The organism is Hymenobacter sp. YC55 (assembly GCF_029433095.1).
GTDB lineage: Bacteria > Bacteroidota > Bacteroidia > Cytophagales > Hymenobacteraceae > Hymenobacter.
Map to the genome: position 1 here is coordinate 1,518,880 of NZ_JARNTX010000001.1, position 19,844 is coordinate 1,538,723.

The window sequence follows — 19,844 nt, forward strand, 5'->3', positions numbered from 1 at the left end:
ATTAAAAGCCAACGTTGAAACCGAAGGTGAACGTGCGGGAGCGGGGATAGAAGTTGTTATCGATACCCGCCTCAAACCGATTGTCGGTGGTGTTGAAGTTGGTTACCTCCGGATCGAGACCAGTATAATCGGTGATTAGGAAAGCATTCTGCACAGCGCCCGTCAAACGAAGCGTGGCTTTGTCGTTGAAGAACTTGCCGACGTTGTAGCCGAGCGTGATGTTCTCGCAGCGCAGGAACGAGCCGTTTTCAACATAGTAGTCCGAGAAAATCTGCTGGCTTCTGAAACCGGTATTCCGGATGTCGGTGGGCAGGTTGAGCAGGAAACCCGACGAGCTTTGCGCATTCGAGAGGTTGCCGATGTTGGCCGCCACCGAGTTGTACACGTAGTTGCCCACGTTGCCGCGCAGCAAGAACGACAGGTTCAATTTCTTGTACGACACGTTCGAAGAGAAGCCAAGCACAGTTAGCGGAGCGGGCTGCTTGTAGCGGTAATTGTCACGCTCGTTCACGATGCCGTCGCCGTTCTGATCCACGTACACGCCTTCAATCGGACGACCATTGGAGTCGTATACCTGCTGGCGCACGAAGAAGGCGTTGGAAGGCGAGCCAACCGAGTTGACTTGGATGGTGCTGCCCGTGCCGCCCGGAATACCACCGGTCAGGTAGCCCGCAAAACCCTCCTGCTGCTGACCCAAATCGGTGATTTTGTTTCTGTTGTATGCGACGTTGAAGTTCAAGTCCCAGTTCCAGTCTTCGGAACGCACAGGCACTACGTTGATATTGAATTCAATACCGCGGTTGCGCAGCGAGCCAATGTTGGCGTTGAGCTGGTTGGTTAGGTTGGCGCCAGCCGGTACGTTCACCAGCGAGAGCAAGTCGTCGGAGGTGCGTTGGTACACATCAATGGCACCCGAAATACGGTCATCAAGGAAACCATAGTCGATACCTGCGTTCCAGGTTGTGGTGGTTTCCCAGGTCAGGTCGCGGTTGTAGCCCGAGGGGCGCAGGGTGGTAACAAAGCCATTACCCAACTGGTATTGGGCGGCAGCGTTGCCGGTCACGTAGCGCGGCAAGTAGTCGTACACGCCGCCAATGTCTTGCTGGCCCGTGCGGCCCCAGCCACCACGCAGTTTCAATTCCGAGAAGGTGTTGTTGTCTTTCAGGAATTCTTCGCCCTTCAAGCGCCAGCCTAAGCCCACAGCCGGGAATACGCCGCTGCGGTTGCCTTCCAAGAAGCGCGAGGTATTGTCATTCCGGACGGTGGCCGTCAGCAAGTAACGGTCCTTCACGTTCAGCGTGGTCCGGCCGAAGTAAGAAAGCAGCACCAGCTTCGAGTAGCCGCCCGGTACGGTTAGTACCGCCGTTGGATTGACAAGCGTCGTGCGGTCGAAACGGTAGTCGAGGAAGTTGTCGTTTTTCGTTACGAAATCTTGGTAGGAGTAGCCACCCTGGATATCGAACTTGGTGCCGCCAAATTGCTTGCTGTACGCCAAGTAGGCTTCCAGCAAACGCATGTCCTTGTCTTGGTTGTACTGCGTGAAGCGGCCCTGGTTGAGGTAGTTGCCGAAGTCGGCGAGGTTGGTGACAGTTGAGCCTTCGCCCCGCGAAATGTCGGTGCCCAGGTTCAGGTTGGCGCGCAGCCCTTCAATGCCGTGGATCTTGTAGTCGAACTGCACGTTGCCAATCAGGCGTTTCACGTCACTGGTGTTGTTGACGTTGTTGAGGGCTGCCACCGGGTTGCCAATGGCCTGCCCGAGCGGGTTGCCGTTGGACTGCAGAAACTGAAAGTAGCCGCCGTAAGGAGCGTACCGCATTTCATTGGTTCCAAATACTGGCTGCGTTGGGTCGTAAAGCACCGCGTTGCCTACCTGAGCATTGTCGATGAAGCGGTTGTCAACCAGTGTTCCTTTGGCGTTGATGTCGATGCGCAAACGGTCATCGAAGAGCAAAGGCGTCAAACTAATAGAACCCGTGTTCCGCTTGAGCTTGTTGGTGATGACAATGCCTTCCTGGTTGAGGTTGCCGTAGGAAACCCGGAAAGGCACTTTCTTGAAGCTGCCCGTCAGGCTGATGTTGTTATCGTAGGTAGCGGCCGTGCGGAAGATTTCGCTTTGCCAGTCGGTGTTGGCAGTGCCCAACGTAGCAACCTGCGACCCCAAGCCATTGGCCCGGATAATGTCGCTAAATTCCTGAGCACCCAGTACATCGTACTCGTTGGCGCGCCGGGAAACAGAGGTCTGCGACGACAGATTAACCGTCAGCTTTTCGCCTTGCAGACCTCTTTTGGTGGTAACCAGAATAACACCGTTGGAAGCGCGGTTGCCATAGATAGCCGTCGCCGAAGCATCCTTCAGCACCGTAACGCTCTCGATGTCATTGGGGTTGATGAGCGTGAGCGGATTAGAAGCGCCCGAAATGCCGCCTTTGTCTACCGGCACTCCATCAATTACATAGAGCGGGTCGTTGTTGGCGTTGAGCGAAGAGTTACCGCGGATACGTACCGAAGCCGGGGCTCCAGGCGCGCCACCACCCGTCGTGATGCTTACGCCCGCAATTTTACCCTGCACCAACTGCTCGGGGTTGGTTACCTGCCCTTGCACGAAGTCTTTGGCCTGGACCGTGGCAACAGAACCTGTTACATCTTGGCGGCGCTGCGTACCGTAGCCTACTACCACCGCCTCGTTGAGCAGGGTGGTATTCTCATTGAGGGTTAGGTTGCCTAAGGCAACATTCTGGCCGCTAGCACTGGTGAAAGGCTGCCGCAACGACGTGAAGCCTACGTACGAAATAATTAGGGTGTGGGGGCCAGCTGGCACGTTCTGGATAGAGAAGGTGCCATCGGAATTAGTGGAGTTGCCAAGGGTAGTTCCTTCCACGAGGGCTGTCACGCCGGGTAGGCCTTCACCTTTTTCGTCAATAACGCGGCCACTCACTGAACCAGTCTGGGCGAATGCACCGGTGAAACCGGCGCACACAAACAGCAGCAAAAACAAAAGTTTTGCCAGGTAGGTGTGTTTCATTGGGAATTTGTTTGGGTGTTGAACTGGACTTTTCCGGTTTTGCCGGAGCGGGAATTTGAGGCAATGCTTAATGATCTGGCAAAGGGCCTAGCTAGAGCCGGCGGACTACTTCACGGGGCCCTTTAAAAGGTATTTAGCATTGACTGCTTATTAATTTAGTGCGCAAGTTAAATGTTTGCAAACGACATCGAAAACGTTTGCAGAGGCTCCCTAAGAATAGCAATAAATCTATTTTGCTGGCGAAACTTCACTTGTTTCAATTGGGCTTTCTCCCAACCCATTCCGATTCGGCAATCTTCAGCCTCGGCAATGAGGTCCTTAGGTTTCTCTGCTTGCACAACCAAACCCGCTTCACCGATTAACCAGTTTATTCAACCGGGTGTTTGTTGGTAGATACTTGCAAAACCGAGGAATAGGAGCACTACAAGGCCAAATGTGAAGCATAAATAAAGTCTTACTAAATCGATTTAGTAAGACGCTCGAACGGTATGCCCCTTGACGTAAAGATGTTTATACACGAAAAACATCTAATCAATCCACGTTTCAATAACGAGTTTGCTTGTGCTGTACAGGTCTAAATCAGCTGCAAACTAGATAGGTAATCGAGGCAGAATTGTCTTTGGTGCCCGTATCTGAAATAACATTTCCACCTAATAAAGTCTAGCAAAAACCTCGCTCGAATTTCAAATACTCGTAAAGTATAGTTGCCAAGGTCGAGCTGACCATCACATAAATAAAGGCTAAAAGCTGTCCTAAAAGAGGCAACAGCGTAGCATGATTAGACTTTTTTTATGTGAAAAATACAATTGCTATTTTTTGCTTGGATTGTAGATTTCTTTCAAGATGCCCAAAAACGAAGCGTACACTTTATGATTCCAGGTCTCTTAACTAGCCGTCGTGCTAGTGCTAACCTAGCAGCCATGAGTTTGGAATACGACTACATCAAAATTTAGCTGCGTACAGCTGTTGCAGACGAAGCTGCTTTTAAGACGACATCGTGAGCTTAGTGACGCTGCACATACAAGCTGCAAATTGGTAGTAAAACAGTGTCCTGTTTTCGAAGGGAAATGGTGGCAACAGCTTAGAAGCTAATCAACAGATTACGCCATGGACCCTGGTGATTTATGCTAGTGAGCAATAAAACTACTTGCTGTTGATGATCAATGTGTTGCTGATTAAGCCAGTAGCCGAAGCTGTTACTTGAATAGCTGCGGGCTTAACCCCAGCGCGAAGTAGAATGGTGGCAATACCGGCTTCTGCCTTCATTGGGTTGTCGCCCATGAGCTCGGCCCCTTGCACAGTGAAGCTGACAGACGTGGTAACTTCCGGTACGACGGTGCCATTGGCATCTACTACGGAAGCGTACACAAATACGGCGTCGTTCTGGCCAGCTGCTAGGTCTTTGCCGTGGCGGGCGTAGCTAAGTTGAAGGCGTTGCGGCGCGCCAGGAGTGCGTCGCTCGGTTTGAGCGGCGGCTTTCCCGTTACGGTAGCCAACTGCCCGCAGCGTGCCTGGAGTGAAGGCGGGTAGCGTGAACGTGAAGGGAGGATGCTTTAGCTTATTGGAAAACGCATTAGCATCGGGGCGCTGGCGGGCTACGGGCTGGCCGTTGAGTTGCAGTTCCACCTCGTCGCAGTTGCTATACACTACCACTTGCTTGGCGGAGGTAGGTTGCCAGTAATTGGCAATGTACACCATGGGTTTACCGAAGCCATGAAGAGTAGTTACCGGGCCGTACTGGCTTTGGTAGAAGTAGTACGCAAATTTGGGCAGACGGAAAATGTCGCCCACCCCCGACGACTCAATATCGGGGGCGTAGCCGCGCTTGTAATCGAACATCAGCCAGTTGGCATCGCCCACTGCCGGACTACGGAAATTGTCGTTGTGGGCTTCCTGGAAGTTGAGGGCTTGCTGCGCCAGTGCCCGTTCGCCCTGGCCGCGGAGCTGGCGCGAAGTCCGCTCCGATTCCTTCAGGCCGGCGTAGGCAGTTTGGTTGAAGCCGGCGTTTTGAGCGTAGTACTCCCAGTCGCCGTACTCGCACAGCAGCAGCGGCTTCTTGCCAGCATACTTGCTCCAGTAATCGGGCGCCTTGCTGTGCTGGCGAGCCGGAATAAACACGTCGTAGGCGTAGTCCATCCAGCCACAGGTGTACACGCCTTCCTTCCAGGGAAGCTCCTGATGTACCGCCTGATGGGTTTGCTCCATGTACGGCTTGCTCATCCCGGTTTCGTTCAACGACGATTCCCAGAGCACGATACTCGGGTGGTTCCGGTCGCGGCGAACCATGTCGCGCACATTTTGCAGGCTATTTTTCTGGAATTCCGCATTCCCGAAAAATTGCCAGCCCGGGATAGAGTTCATCACCAGAATACCAAGCTCGTCGCAGGCATCGAGGAAAGCAGGGGAGGGCGGGTAGTGGGAGCACCTCACGAAGTTGAAGCCCGCGTCTTTAATCTGCCAGGCGTCGCGGTACTGCGCGTTGTCGGATAGGGCGTAGCCTAAGTAGGGATACTCTTGGTGGCGGTTGGTGCCCCGCAGCCGAAGCTTTTGGTTGTTGAGGTAAAAACCGTCTTTGGCAAAGCGAATAGTTCGGATGCCGGTGTGCAGCTCTTGCCGGTCAATTACGGCTCCTTCGCGCAGCACTTCCACCACCAGCCGGTAACGATACGGCTGCTCCGGCGACCAAAGGCGCGGGTTGGCAATGGAAAGCTGCTGGTCTACACGCTCGAAAGCGCCAGAGGCAATGCCAGCCGCTTCGTTTTGCGTTCTACCCACTTCCTGGCCTTTGTCGTCGAGCAAGGTCGCGCGTACTTGTACAGTCTGAGCCTGGGCTGCTTTGTTCTCTACTTCGGTTTGCAGCCGCAGCGTAGCCGACTGCGGGCTTACGTTTTCGTAGTGTACCAGAATGCCCCCGCCCGCCGCGTGCCCCGCTTCTACGGGGTCGGAAATGTGGACTTTGTCTTGCACCAACAGCTGCACCGAGCGGTAGAGGCCACTGTAAAAGTTGAAATCCAGGTCCTTGAGTGGTTTGCCCGGCGGTACTGCCGGGTTATCCTGGTTGTTGAGCTTCACCAGCAGGCAGTTTTCCTGCCCATACTTCAACTGGCGCGTCACGTCCACGGTAAAGGGCAGATAGCCACCCACGTGCCGTTCGAGCCGCTTGCCGTTCAAGTACACATCGGCAGTGTGCATGGCCGCCCCAAAGTGAATAGCTACTTGTTTGCCGGAATCGGCAGCGGGTACCTGGAAAAACTTGCGGTAAAAACAGATGCCTTGCCACTGCTTCTTATCAGTCACGACGGGCTCTAGCTGCGCCGTATGGGGCAACGATACGGCTGCCCACCGAATGGTGCTGTCGGTGGTGTTGGTGAAGAAGGACGCAGTAACTGCCGTATCTATATCCTTCACAAACTGCCAGTCTTGGTTGAAGTCAACCGCCGGCGCTATACTAGATGAGGAGTGGGTGGAGCATTCGCTCAGAGCGCCTATCAGCAGCAAGCTGCCCCCAACACGGGCAAAAACCTTGGAAAGCAGCGTAAGGTCAGGCATATATAAGGTCTATTGCAAGGAAACGGATTCGAGGTCGAGGTGGCGTGAGCCGGTGGCCGGGGCGGGAACATCAAACAGCACGTGCAGCACCTCCATTTCAGTGAGTTGCAGGGCAGGTTGACGAGCGGGCTGGTAGTTCAACGGTAGAAACCCGGGATAGGGGCGCGGCACCAGTAACAGTGCATCGGGACGGAATGCGGAAAGCGGAATCCGTAGTTCCTGCATTTCCGGGCCAAGCTGAACGGTGGCTGAATAGGCGGTTGCATCCTTGGTGGTCAGCACCACTTTCACGGAGGTAACCGCCTCACTGGCCCGCCCCCGGATAGCAACTTCCTTGAAGCTTGCTAGCTCAGTGACCCGGCCGGCAAGCTTGTGCCCGAAGTAGGCGCGCAAAGCTGCGGCTGGGCCAGTTGTAGCAGCAGGTTGCGGTTGGTTGGGCCGCGCGGCTCCTTGTACTAAACGCAATGCCAGCGTGCCGGTGGGCGTGGTTACATAGTCGGTCCAGGCGGTGCTGGCTATGCCGCGTGCTTCTACTTGCTCTTGGTCGCGGCTGGCTTGGAAAAGGGGCAGGGGAGTAGCAGCCGCCACTATAGGAGTTTCCCAATGCTCGGAATGGTAGTAGTCCCAATCTCGGGGCTGGCCCTCGAAACCGCCTGGAAAGGTCAGCGTCTGGTCTTTTTTACGGAGCACTATCCAGTAGCGCAACATACCCGGATAAGCCATGTCGGCGGGTATGGTGGCTTCTACGGTGGCGTAGCTCGTGGTGGTCATGGGGAGCGTCTGGGTGCGGCCGTAATAGTGCTGAGCCACCAGAAATACGCTGTCTTGGGGCGTAGCACCGGTAAGGCGGGCCGTGATGCGCACCGATTGTCCGGCCGAAACCTGCGCGGGCGGCGTGTGCAGCACTTGTGGTCCAAGCTTGGTAGGCGCCGGGGCTGCATACTCGCCTAGCTTAATGTAGTTGTAGGTGGCTTGGGACGTGAACTGCGTGGTTGACTTGCCAGTGGCGGACACCACGTACACGCCGGGCTGCACCATAACGCTGCCGTTGGTGGCCTGTGCTTGGGTGGTATTGCCTTCATTGAGACCACGCAAACTGAAGTTGTTGTCCAACTCCGGCAGCGAAAGCTGTAGGGGCTGGTTGTTCCACAGAATCTGCGTTACCGCTTTATCCAAGGACGCTTTTTCGAAAGGGTCCCGGATGGGTACGGCATCGGGCATCACCTCCAAGCGCCACACGCCCGCGGCCAGTCGGTCGAGGAAGTAGGCGCCGGTGCCGCCGTAGCGCACCACTGGCGAGGAGCCTACCCCTGCCACGTGCTGTAAGCTTGCTACCCGTTTGGGCTGCGTAGTGGTGGAAGCGGTGTAGTAGAACTCTTCGGGCGTGTTCATTTCACTGAGACCTTGCCGGTAGCTGACCCGAAAAGCATCGAACACCGAATCCTGTGGATAGCGCCCGAACGTTTGCCCGCGGCCAACGCGGTGGAACGCCTTGGAGGCAATCAGCAAACTCAAGGCCTTGGCCGGAGTGTACGCCAGATTCAGGTAGTGGGTCTGGTATTCGGTGTTGGCAAACGCCATAGCCATGGGGTCATAAGCAAACTGCGTGGCCCACTGAAAACCTGCTTCCCGGAAGCTGCGCGCCATAAACGGGTACATCACCGGCTGAATAATGTCGGCCGACTCAAACTCGTAGATCATGCGCGCCTTACTGGTAAAGCGCTTGTCGGTTTGAAACGGAATTGTGTATTGGTCGACGTAGGGCAGGAAGTTGCCACGCAAAGCGTGGCCGCTTACCAAGCCCTGCGGGTACCACTGAAATGTCAGCCCGTCCACCTTGGCGTTCAAAATGGCCTCGTACACATCCGGGTTTTCCGACACGTTATAGAAAACCGGCTTACGGCAGCCCGTGGCCCGGATGGCTTGGGCCATGCGGTTGGCGAAAGCCGTGACTTCGGCCTCGGGCTTGCGGTAGCGGGGCTCGTTGCATACTTCGTAGGCAATGATGTCCGGCTCGTCCCGGTTGAGCTGCTTGGTATAGGGGTTGCGGTGGTTAAGGAACTGCGTTAGGTACTTCTCCTGCGCCAGAATGGCCCGCGGATTGGTGTAGGCCTGCGTTTTCGAGTAAATACTGGAAAAACCGGTACCCGTGTCGCGCTCTGGGTAGCCATTGTTCCAGTAGGCAATCGGCGTGAGGATGATTTTGATGCCGCGCTGCTTCAGCTGCGCCACCAGAAAATCGAGCAGCTTCAGATGTTCGTTTTCCTGCAGATTGCCGAGCGTATCCGTGATTTCCACGTCCCATACGTGCACCCGAAAGGCATCAACCCCTAGCCGCGACAAGTGGTATACGTCCTGCGCAATGGCCTGCTCATGCGGTACGCCTAGCTTTTGGTGCGCCCGGTATGCGTGGGCAAAGGGCGTGGTGTAGTTCACGCCAAACAACGCTACTTCCTGCTTGCCTTTCTGCCACCGCAGTACGCCCTGTTTGTCCACAAACACGTCGCCCTCAGGCTGGCGCGGAGTCTTTTGTGCCGCCGATGGTAGCGCCAAAAGGATATGCCAAGCACTAAAAAGCAGAAGAAATAATCGATTGAGCATAGGGTGGGGACTGTAAGCGCAGTTTGCGCGCGGCGTTAAGCAGCCCGAAAAGTAGATAGGTTTATTGGGTTGCCCAATCGTTTGTGTAACCACACCCTGCTTCGCTTGCCTAGCGGTGCGCATAGCCATACTCTCAACCGCTGCCTAAGTACTAGCTAATCATATGAATCAAGTGAGGCCTCATCGCTCAATTGATTGTGTGCTTATGGATGGTAATTTAAGGCGTCATGTTTTGTGCGTATCAGCAGCAAGCCAGTTGCTAGCTTAAGAAATAGTGCGTCTAGCCTATGCTAAGACCAAGACTAGTTCCCTTCCTCAAATGATGTTGCGAATCTAGCAAGGAGGAGTTGGGGGTGTTTGACTAGTCGTTGCTGATGTTGCCAAACCATTGTCATGCTGAGCTTGTCGAAGCATCTCGCTCGAATCGTTGAGCTGACAAAAGGGGTTACTACACTAGCGAGATGCTTCGGCTGCGCTCAGCATGACGGTCTTGTAGCTCGTGCTGGTTATAGTTCAGTATCCTCTAATTTCTTGGCCAAGGAGGATTAGCTTCTCTAGACCTTAGCATCAGACCACCTACAGAGTAGCCATACCTAGCACTCAAATAACCGGATGTCTTAACACTATCGTAACTATCGGCGCTTATTCTTGCCATTATTCCATCACAAATCTTGAATTTTGCTTGTGTGGTAAAAAAGCTACCTTACCTTTGTGCTACTCAACGCCCCTTTACCTTTTGGCAATGACCGTTTCAATGACTCAGCAAGCTTGGTGGTGGCCTCTCGGAAATTCCGGACGGGACCTCCTGTGCGTGCGTTAAGATCATCGAAACTCTTCTCCGCAACGACTCTACAGAAAGCCCGGCCGACCCGCCGGGCTTTTTTATTACCCGGCGCTTAGCTTCTCTCGAAACGCCCCATATGAAACAGTTCCAGCTCCACACCCGCCACCTCCGCGTCCTAGCCGACACCGTAACGCCTGTAGGCCTCTACCTCCGTCTGCGCGACCGGTATCCTAACTGCTTGCTGCTGGAAAGCTCCGATTACCACGGCCAGCAAAACGCGTTCAGCTACCTCGCCTTCGACCCCCTGGCCCGTTTCGAGTTGAGTGGCAACGAGTTGAAGCTAACTTTCCCCGACGACAGCGTCGAAACCGAAACCCTGACCGAGCCTCGGCTTGCTCTCACGCGCCTTCAGGAATTTGCGGGTTGCTTCCAAACCGAGCCTACCGAGTACGACTTCATTACGGGAGGCTTGTTTGGTTACATCGGTTACGAAGGCGTGCAGTACTTCGAGGACCTGAACCTGCGCACCGACAAGCAGGCCGCCGGCCAGATTCCGAGCATCCTGTACGGTACGTATCGGTATGTTATTGCCGTGAACCACTTCCGCAACGAGCTGTACGTATTCGAGCACACGCTAGCCGGCGAGGAAACCGACCCCGAAGGCCTCACGCGCCTTGTCAACCTGGTGCGCAACCCCTCGTTGCCGGATTACAAGTTCTCGGTAGTAGGAGAGGAATCCACCAACCAGACCGATGAAGAATTCCTGAAAGTGCTGGCCGCTGGCCGTCAGCATTGCCACCAAGGCAATGTGTTTCAGATAGTGCTTTCGCGCCGCTTTCAGCAGGGCTTTACCGGCGACGAGTTCAATGTGTACCGGGCGCTGCGCTCCATCAACCCGTCGCCATACCTGTTTTATTTCGACTACGGCAACTTCAAAATCTTCGGGTCTTCGCCCGAAACCCAACTCCTTATTAAGGGGCGCGAAGCTAGCCTGTTCCCCATTGCCGGCACCTTCCGCCGCACCGGCCACGACGCCGAGGATGCCGCCCTGGCCCAAAAGCTGGCCGACGACCCCAAGGAAAACGCCGAGCACACCATGCTCGTTGACCTAGCCCGCAACGACTTGGCCCGGCACGGCGACAACGTGCGGGTGAAAACCTTCCGCGAAATCCAGTTCTACTCGCACGTCATTCACTTGGTGAGCGAAGTAAACGCCACGTTAAGCCCGGACGCTAGCCCGCTGCAAGTGGTAGCCGACACCTTCCCGGCGGGCACGCTCTCCGGAGCACCCAAGCACCGCGCCATGCAGCTCATCGACAGCCTGGAGCCTACTGGCCGCGGCTACTACGGCGGTGCCATCGGCTACCTGGGCTTCAACGGTGACTTCAACCACGCCATCATGATTCGTTCTTTCCTGAGCACGGCGGGTCAGCTGTACTTCCAAGCGGGTGCCGGCGTAGTGGCCGCTTCCGACATCAATTCCGAACTCAACGAAGTCCACCACAAACTAGCTGCGCTTCGCAAAGCTCTGAAAGAAGCCGAGGCTGTTTAAGACGCTGAATCTGAAACGCACTTCAAGCAAAGCCAAGAAGCTACACTTATTCTGCGGAACCAAGCACCAGCTGCAACCTCTTGACGAAATAATAGACCCTACGTTCCCAAGTTCTCCACCTCCTCTAAAATCCCGCCTAGCTATATGAAAATCCTGGTCCTCGACAACTACGACTCCTTCACCTACAACCTCGTGCAAGTGTTGCGGGAGTTAGGCCACGGTGAAGCCACCACCGTCATCCGCAACGATAAACTAGCAGTGGACGATGTAGAAGAATATGATGCGGTGCTACTGTCGCCGGGTCCGGGTTTGCCTTCGGAAGCCGGCCTGATGCCGGAAATTATTCGTCGCTACGCGCCTACCAAGCGGATTTTGGGAGTATGCCTTGGGCACCAAGGGTTGGCAGAGAGCTTCGGCGGCGAGCTATATAATATGCCCGAGGTGCTGCACGGTATTGCCACCAAGGCCGAAGTAACGGCCGACGATAAGTTGTTCGACGGCCTGCCCACAGAGTTTCAAGTAGGGCGCTACCATTCGTGGAGCGTGCGCCCCGAGTCGGTACCATCCGAGCTAGAAGTAACTGCCCTCGACGCTGATGGCCAGGTGCTAGCCTTCCGCCACCGCGACTACGACGTGCGCGGCGTGCAGTTCCACCCCGAGTCCATTCTGACCGAGCACGGCCACCAGATGCTGCGCAACTGGCTGGCCTAATGCGCTAAGCTCCAGCAGCGGCCCACCAATTGTGCAGCCTGCTGAGGTTTCTTGTCTCATTGTTTACCGACTCGGCAAGCGTCTGCTTGGCGTTACAGAATGAAACACCTTCTCAACATCCTTTTCGATCAGCAACTGCTTTCCCACGCCGAGGCGCGGCAGGCCATGCTGCACATCGGGCAGGGCGAGGCCAATCCGGCAGAAATGGCGGCGTTTATGGCCGTGTACCGGATGCGCCCTATTTCAGTACCCGAGCTAGCTGGCTTCCGCGACGCGCTGCTCAGCCTCAGCCGTGACCCGGAGCTAGGCACCCACGACACCGTAGATATAGTAGGCACCGGCGGCGACGGCAAAGATACGCTCAACATCAGCACGTTGGCTTGCTTTGTGGTAGCAGGTGCGGGTTACAAGGTTACCAAGCACGGCAACATCGGTGTATCGTCGGTGTGCGGCTCGTCGGATGTGCTGGCGCAGCTTGGGGTAGACTTTGCGGTAAGCAACGACGTGCTGAAGCGGCAGGTGGAGACGGCCAATATTTGCTTTCTGCACGCGCCTTCGTTCCATCCGGCTATGCGGCATGCAGGCCCGGTGCGGCGCGAGTTGGGCGTGCGCACCTTCTTCAATATTCTTGGCCCACTCGTGAATCCAGCTCGGCCGCGCTACCAGGTAGCCGGTACGTTTAGCCTGGAGCTGTTGCGCCTCTACCACTACTTGCTGCAACAAACCGATGCGTGCTACACTGTGGTGCACGCCCTGGATGGCTACGACGAACTGTCCCTCACTGCGGCAGCAAAGCTAGCCACCAGTACGGGCGAGCAAATGGTAACGGCGGCCGACTTTGGTTTGCAGGCCACCGAGCCCACCGAGCTAGCAGGTGGCCGCAATGCAGCCGAGTCGGCGCAGCTGTTCCTGAACGTGCTAGAAGGCCGCGCCACTCGGCCTCAGCGCGACGTGGTAACGGCCAACGCCGCCTTAGCCATCCGTTGTTTGGAACCCAGCTTTGGTTTCGCCGAAGCCTTGGCCGCTGCGCAAGAGTCGTTGGATTCCGGGCGGGCACGAACGGCGCTGCGGAAGCTGTTGGCCGCCACGCACAGCAACCTAGTGGCTGTGTAACTATCATTCAACAACCCGCGGAACACTGATTTCGCCCTTACACTTAACCGTTGCTAGCTGTAAGCTGGTGCTATTGAAATGCCCACCATTCTCGACAAAATCATCACGCACAAGCGCCAAGAGGTAATTGACCGCCAAGCGTTGGTAGCCGTGAAACTGCTGGAAAAAAGCCTCTACATGGACTCGCAGCCGCTGAGCTTGCGCCACTACCTGCTGCGCGACGACCTGAGCGGCATCATTGCCGAGTTCAAGCGCAAGTCGCCGAGCAAGGGCGTAATCAATGCCCACGCGCCGGTGGAGCGAACCACGTTGGGCTACATGCAAGCCGGTGCCTCGGCGCTGTCGGTACTCACCGATACCGAGTTCTTCGGTGGCAAAAACGAGGATCTGACTGTTGCCCGGCGCTACAATTTCTGCCCTATTCTGCGCAAAGATTTCGTGGTAGATGAGTACCAGATTCTGGAAGCAAAAAGCATTGGCGCTGATGCCATCCTGCTCATTGCGGCCGTACTGACGGGCGAAGAAGTGCTGCGCTTGGGCCGTTTCGCCAAGAGCCTCGGCCTGGAAGTGCTGCTCGAAATCCACAGCGCCGAAGAACTCGACAAAACGCTGCACCCTGATGCCGTAAGCTTGGTGGGTGTCAACAACCGCAACCTCCACGACTTCTCCGTTAGCCTCGACACCTCCGGCGAGCTAGCTCAGCGCATTCCCAACGACTACGTGAAAGTGACCGAGAGTGGGCTAAGCTCAGCGGCCGACATCGAGGCGTTGCGCGCCGTCGGCTACCGAGGCTTCCTTATAGGCGAAACATTCATGCGCCACGGCCGCCCCGAAAAAGCCTGCGCCGCCTTGGTGCAGCAGCTCCGCGCCACCGAAGCAGTGACATTGCTCTAAAGCCGTTTTGCGGCCGACGCACTCCTTTCCAGCCATGACCCCAACAACGCCTTATTTGAAAGTTTGCGGCATGCGGCAGCCAGAAAATATGGCGGCAGTTGCTGCCTTGCGGCCGGACTTTTTGGGGTTCATCTTCTACCCAAAGTCTAGCCGGTATGTGGGTGCGCAGCTTAGCAAAACGGAACTAGCGGCGCTGCCAACCGGAATTCGCAAGGTGGGGGTATTTGTGGATGAAAGTACGGAGGCGGTGCTGGCGCGCGTAGCCGAGCTAGGGCTAGATTTGGTGCAGCTCCATGGCTGGGAAACCCCCGCGCAGTGCGCAGCTATTCGGGCCGCGGGAGTACCCGTTATCAAGGTCTTCTCGGTGGGAGAGGAGTTCGACTTCGAGGTGTTGCTGCCCTACGTGGAGAGCGTCGACTATTTCCTCTTCGACACCAAAGGCAGCCAGCCCGGCGGCAACGGCACTGCCTTCGACTGGAACCTGCTAACTGCCTACAACTTGCCGGTGCCTTATTTCCTGGCTGGCGGCCTCAGTTTAGATCAAGCCGACGACTTGCGGAACTTGCGCCTGCCGGGCTTGTTTGCACTGGACCTAAATAGCCGTTTCGAAATTGAACCGGGCTTGAAAGACGCCGAAATGCTGCGGCAACTTTTTACTGAACTACGAACCTGATAGGACTTGCAATAATAAGCCGAGGTAGATAGCCGCCAAATGTTGCGCTTCGCCCTGCTTCATTCTGCAAGTATCTGCATCATCCCCACCGAAACCCTACGAGCCATGACGCCCACAACCTATAAAGAACCCACTGCCCGCGGCTACTACGGCCAGTTTGGCGGCGCCTTCATCCCCGAAATGCTCTACCCCAACGTGGAAGAGCTGCGCGACAATTACCTCACCATCCTCGCCGACCCGGAGTTTCAGCGCGAGTACCAGCAACTCCTGCGCGACTTTGTAGGGCGACCCACGCCGCTATTCGAGGCCAAGCGGCTGTCGAAGAAGTACAACACGCGCATCTTTCTGAAACGGGAAGACCTTTGCCACACCGGCGCCCACAAGGTCAACAACACGGTGGGGCAGATTTTGCTGGCGCAGCGGCTCGGCAAAACGCGCATCATTGCCGAAACGGGTGCCGGGCAACACGGCGTGGCCACGGCCACCGTGTGCGCGCTGATGGGCATGGAGTGCATTGTGTATATGGGCTCGGTAGACATGGAGCGGCAGCGCCCCAACGTGGAGCGAATGCGCCTGCTCGGTGCCGAAGTTCGCCCCGCTACCAGCGGCAGCCAAACCCTGAAAGACGCCACCAACGAAGCCATCCGCGACTGGATTTCCAATCCCGTTGACACCCACTATATCATTGGCTCGGTGGTAGGTCCGCACCCGTACCCCGATTTGGTGGCACGCTTGCAATCCATTATCAGCGAGGAAATGCGCAAGCAGCTGTTAGAAAAAACGGGTTCGGAGTTGCCGCAGTACGTGGTGGCTTGCGTGGGTGGCGGTTCCAATGCAGCCGGCGCGTTCTACCACTTTCTCGACGAGCCGTCGGTGCAGCTGATTGCGGTAGAAGCAGCTGGCCATGGTATTACGTCGGGTCACTCGGCGGCTACGTCGGTGTTGGGTAAGCCGGGCATTATTCATGGTTCGCGCACGCTGCTTATGCAGGACGAAGACGGCCAGATTACCGAGCCGTATTCGCTGTCGGCGGGTCTCGACTATCCAGGTATTGGGCCGTTGCATGCCTATCTGGCGGCGGAAGGCCGGGCGCGGTTCATTTCCATTGAAGACGAAACTGCCTTGCGGGCAGTAGCGGAGTGCAGCCGCTTGGAGGGCATTATTCCGGCTCTGGAAACCGCGCACGCATTGGCTGCCCTCGGTGAGTTAGGCGCAGGCCCCAACGATGTAGTGGTTATCAACCTTTCCGGCCGCGGCGACAAGGACCTGGAAACCTACATGAAGTACGCGGATTCTATTAAGTAAAAACTAGCCCGCCGAGGGCGCAGGAGATTATGCGAAAGCCGCGCAACCTCCGCGCCCTTGGCGTAACTCTCCGTGCCTACTGCGGAAACCTGATAATGAATAACCGAATCCAACAAGCTTTCCAAAAGCAGGACAAGAAGCTGCTCAATGTGTACTTCACGGCGGGCTATCCGCGCCTGCACGACACCGTGCCGGTGCTCAAAGCCCTGACCGCCGCCGGCGCCGACCTTATTGAAATTGGAATGCCGTTTTCCGACCCGCTCGCCGATGGCCCCGTGATTCAGCAGAGCAGCACCGTAGCCTTGCAAAACGGTATGAACATGCGGGTGCTGTTCACGCAGCTCAAAGACATTCGCAACGAAGTGCCCGAAACGCCTATTCTGCTAATGGGCTACCTGAACCCGGTGATGCAGTTCGGAGTGGAAAACTTCTGCCGCGAAGCTGCCGCTGCGGGCGTCGATGGCGTTATCCTGCCCGACCTGCCGCTCGATGATTATGTAGACGAGTACCAGGAAATCTTCCGGCGCTACAACCTGAAGCCGGTGTTTCTGATTACGCCCCAAACGGCACCCGCCCGCATCCGCCGCATCGATGAGTTGACGGATTCGTTTTTGTACCTCGTTTCGGGGCCCGGTACTACGGGTGGGGCCAATACGCAGGCCGAAGGCGTACAGGATGCGTATTTCCAGCGTATCGAGGACATGCAGCTGCGCAACCCGCGCCTCATTGGCTTCGGCATTGCCGATAAAGCCTCATTCCAGCACGCTTGTCAGTACGCCGAAGGGGCTATCATCGGCTCGGCCCTTATCAAGGCGTTGGATGGTGTCGATGATGCCCCGGCTGCCGCCTCGCGGTTTGTTTCTTCTGTTCTAAACTAAATCGTTTTCCTGCTAAGTGTGAGCTATTAGCTCTCCTTCATCTGTCATCCTGAGCTTGCGAAGGACCTTCCCACGTTGGCACGAACCACTGTTTCGCCAGCAGTATACGCGTGAGAAGGTCCTTCGCAAGCTCAGGATGACAGATGAAGGATGGCAAACCATATGCGGGGAAAATATCGGCCAGTATGGCCTAGCGTTTTTTGATTTTTGAAGTATGATTATCCAACTCGACCCTCATATCACGGAAGCCGCGAAGGCGGATATTCTGGCGCACATCAAGGCCGTGAAGTACAAAGCCACGGACGTCACCACGCAGCGGGCGCACTACCTGGTGGCCATTGGCAAAGCAGACTTCGATTTGCGCACCATCGGCCAGTTGCCGGGCATCCTCGACATTCACCGGGTTTCTGACGACTACAAGCTAGTGAGCCGCAAGTGGCGCGTACGCCCTACCGTGCTCGACCTCGGCGACGGGGTGCGTATAGGGGAAGGCAGCCTGACGCTGGCCGCTGGCCCTTGCAGCATCGAGAGCGAGCCGCAGATGGAACTGATGATGCAGCACCTCATCGACAATGATGTGCGCATTATGCGGGGGGGCGTGTTCAAACCCCGTTCGTCGCCGTACTCGTTTCGCGGGTTGGGCATGGATGGGTTGAAGTTGTTTCACCAAATGGCCCGGGCCCGCGGCATCAAAATTATTACCGAAGTAATGCAGGTGTCGCAGGTGGAAGAGATGCACGACTACGTGGACGTGTTTCAGGTGGGCGCCCGCAACACGCAGAACTTCAACCTGCTCGATGCCTTGGGCGGGGTTGATAAGCCGGTGATGATTAAGCGCGGCATTTCGGGTACGCTGGAAGAATTGCTGTCGTCGGCTGAGTACGTGTTTTCGGGCGGTAACGAGAAGCTGATTTTGTGCGAGCGGGGCATTCGGACCTTCGAAACGGCCAGCCGCAACACCCTCGACCTGAACGCCGTGCCTATTCTGAAAGAGAAAACGCACTTGCCCGTTATCGTGGATCCTTCGCACGGTATTGGCATTCGGGAGTACGTGCCCACCATGGCGCTAGCCGGCGTAATGGCCGGTGCCGATGGTATCATCTACGAAGCCCACGAGAAGCCCGAAGAGGCTTCTTCCGACGGGGCCCAAACCTTGAACTTCGAAGAATCCGGCCGCCTGATTCGCAACCTGCGCAGGGTATACGCGCTGCGGCAGGAGCTGGAGTAGGCCGTACGTTTTTGGCTTTTGTTTTTCGTTATTGGTGGCTGATGTTTCTTTGGGTGGCGGTTCAGCTTTGGCTGTTGACTAGCTACTGCGGAACCTCGCCACCGATACCGAAAAGCCCGGCATGACCTTCACCTTCAGCGCCTACAGTAGCTTGCTGCTGCCCTTCTTTCTGCAAGGGGTGGTAGTAAGCATCGTGCTGCTGACACGTGGCCGGCGGCACGGAACCGCTTCGGATGGGTGGCTGGCTTTGCTGTTGTTGCTGCACTCTGTCCGGTTGGCGCAGTGGATGCTTGGGTTTGGCGGTTGGTACGACGCCCACAATGCGCTATCGACGTTCATGTTCTACTTCCCGTTCGGGAATTGGCTGGCGCTAGGGCCAACGCTTTACTTTTATTTCCGCAGCCTCACCAACCAAGAGTTTCGGTTTGGACGAAGGGAACTGCTGCATTTCGTGCCGGCGCTGCTGTATTTGGGGTGGCGGGCAGCCGCTTTTATAGTAGATGTGGGGTGGGAGCATGGGGTGCGCGGGCGGCCGTTTCCGTACCACTTCGGCACCAAGGGCCAGTTGGCGGCTATGCAGCAAGGCCTCAGCTTTTGGGTGGAGGCGCTAGGCTACGTATCAATAGCGTGGTATGCCTGGCTGACCTTGCGCGAGTACCAACAGTACCGCCGCTACATCAACGACTACTTCTCCGACACCGAGCGAATTCGGTTTGTGTGGCTTCGCAATTTGTTGGTAGCCATGCTGCTAGGCGTGGGCACCACCTTTCTGTTCTCGGTAGTGAATGTGGGCGTGGTGTCACTCAACTTCTATCAAATGTGGTATGAGTTCCTGGCTACGGGCATTCTGATTTACTTTCTCAGCATTGCCGGCCTGCTCACCAACGACCGGCTGGCCGTGCCGCTGCAGTTCTTGCCTACTCCCGCTGAGGCCGCCGAAGTTGAAGTACCTGCTGCTCCGCTGGCGGTGCCACTGGCAGAACGCTCATCGGCGCGAGTACCAGCCGCAACTGCCGGTTCAGGGGAAGACGATGCTTGGTTGACTGCTTTGGAGGCAAGTCCTAACAGCCTGTCTGCCGATAAAGCAACGGCCACTGCCTCGGTAGTCGATAAGCCAGCGCCAACTGCCGAGGCTACTGACCCGGAACTAGCCCGGTGGGCCGCGCGCCTAAGTGACCTCATGGCTGCTGACCGGCCCTACTTGCTTCCAGAATTGACTTTGCCACAGCTAGCGGCGCGCTTGGGTACCAATACTTCGGTGCTCTCGCGCGTCATCAACGCGGGCTTCAACCAGAATTTCAACGACTACGTGAACGAATACCGCGTGCAAGAGGCCGAGCGTCGTTTGCGCGACCCGCGGTACCGGCATTACACCTTGTTGGCCATAGCCTTGGAATCGGGGTTCAATTCTAAATCTACGTTTAATCGGGTGTTTAAAAAGCTGCGCGGCGCAACGCCGAGTGAGGTAGCCGCGGGTCTCAATCTATAAGTTGGGACGTCCCGGAAGGTAATTCGGGTCGCTTAGGGTAAGAGC

Annotated in this window: 12 protein-coding genes; 9 read left to right on the plus strand and 3 right to left on the minus strand. The window is 56.3% G+C overall.

Annotated elements, in window-relative coordinates; translation table 11 throughout:
• Position 1 precedes the first annotated feature (1 nt).
• The 3 genes from P1X16_RS06550 to P1X16_RS06560 form a co-directional block, all read right to left on the minus strand.
• The gene (locus P1X16_RS06550; protein WP_277227111.1) at positions 2–3,022 is read right to left on the minus strand and encodes a SusC/RagA family TonB-linked outer membrane protein; all 3,021 of its coding nucleotides are present in this window, start codon (positions 3,020–3,022) and stop codon (positions 2–4) included.
• 1,143 nt (positions 3,023–4,165) lie between these two features.
• On the minus strand, positions 4,166–6,571 hold the full coding sequence (locus tag P1X16_RS06555; RefSeq protein WP_277227113.1) for a glycoside hydrolase family 2 TIM barrel-domain containing protein: 2,406 nt from the start codon (positions 6,569–6,571) through the stop codon (positions 4,166–4,168).
• Positions 6,572–6,580: 9 nt separating this feature from the next.
• Entirely contained in the window at positions 6,581–9,124 is a 2,544-nt protein-coding gene (locus P1X16_RS06560; protein WP_277227114.1) for a cellulase family glycosylhydrolase, read from the minus strand.
• 968 nt (positions 9,125–10,092) lie between these two features.
• Here P1X16_RS06560 and P1X16_RS06565 point away from each other — a divergent pair.
• From P1X16_RS06565 to P1X16_RS06605, 9 genes are all read left to right on the plus strand, one after another.
• Complete coding sequence (locus P1X16_RS06565) at positions 10,093–11,508, plus strand: anthranilate synthase component I family protein (protein ID WP_277227116.1); 1,416 nt, start codon at positions 10,093–10,095, stop codon at positions 11,506–11,508.
• A 144-nt stretch (positions 11,509–11,652) separates the two neighbouring features.
• Positions 11,653–12,219 carry an aminodeoxychorismate/anthranilate synthase component II gene (locus tag P1X16_RS06570; protein ID WP_277227118.1) on the plus strand — a complete coding sequence of 189 codons (567 nt, stop codon included), beginning with the start codon at positions 11,653–11,655 and terminating at the stop codon, positions 12,217–12,219.
• Positions 12,220–12,318: 99 nt separating this feature from the next.
• Positions 12,319–13,332: an anthranilate phosphoribosyltransferase gene (gene trpD, locus P1X16_RS06575; RefSeq protein ID WP_277227120.1), complete on the plus strand. Its 1,014-nt coding sequence runs from the start codon at positions 12,319–12,321 to the stop codon at positions 13,330–13,332.
• Between the two features lie 78 nt (positions 13,333–13,410).
• Positions 13,411–14,226: an indole-3-glycerol phosphate synthase TrpC gene (gene trpC / locus P1X16_RS06580; protein ID WP_277227122.1), complete on the plus strand. Its 816-nt coding sequence runs from the start codon at positions 13,411–13,413 to the stop codon at positions 14,224–14,226.
• 70 nt (positions 14,227–14,296) lie between these two features.
• Positions 14,297–14,899: a phosphoribosylanthranilate isomerase gene (locus P1X16_RS06585; protein ID WP_277229472.1), complete on the plus strand. Its 603-nt coding sequence runs from the start codon at positions 14,297–14,299 to the stop codon at positions 14,897–14,899.
• Positions 14,900–15,004: 105 nt separating this feature from the next.
• Positions 15,005–16,204 carry a tryptophan synthase subunit beta gene (trpB, locus tag P1X16_RS06590; protein WP_277229474.1) on the plus strand — a complete coding sequence of 400 codons (1,200 nt, stop codon included), beginning with the start codon at positions 15,005–15,007 and terminating at the stop codon, positions 16,202–16,204.
• Between the two features lie 95 nt (positions 16,205–16,299).
• Entirely contained in the window at positions 16,300–17,082 is a 783-nt protein-coding gene (gene trpA, locus P1X16_RS06595; RefSeq protein WP_277227124.1) for a tryptophan synthase subunit alpha, read from the plus strand.
• Positions 17,083–17,296: 214 nt separating this feature from the next.
• Complete coding sequence (gene aroF / locus P1X16_RS06600; RefSeq protein WP_277227126.1) at positions 17,297–18,310, plus strand: 3-deoxy-7-phosphoheptulonate synthase; 1,014 nt, start codon at positions 17,297–17,299, stop codon at positions 18,308–18,310.
• Between the two features lie 121 nt (positions 18,311–18,431).
• The gene (locus P1X16_RS06605; RefSeq protein WP_277227128.1) at positions 18,432–19,799 is read left to right on the plus strand and encodes a helix-turn-helix domain-containing protein; all 1,368 of its coding nucleotides are present in this window, start codon (positions 18,432–18,434) and stop codon (positions 19,797–19,799) included.
• The last annotated feature ends 45 nt before the right edge of the window (positions 19,800–19,844 follow it).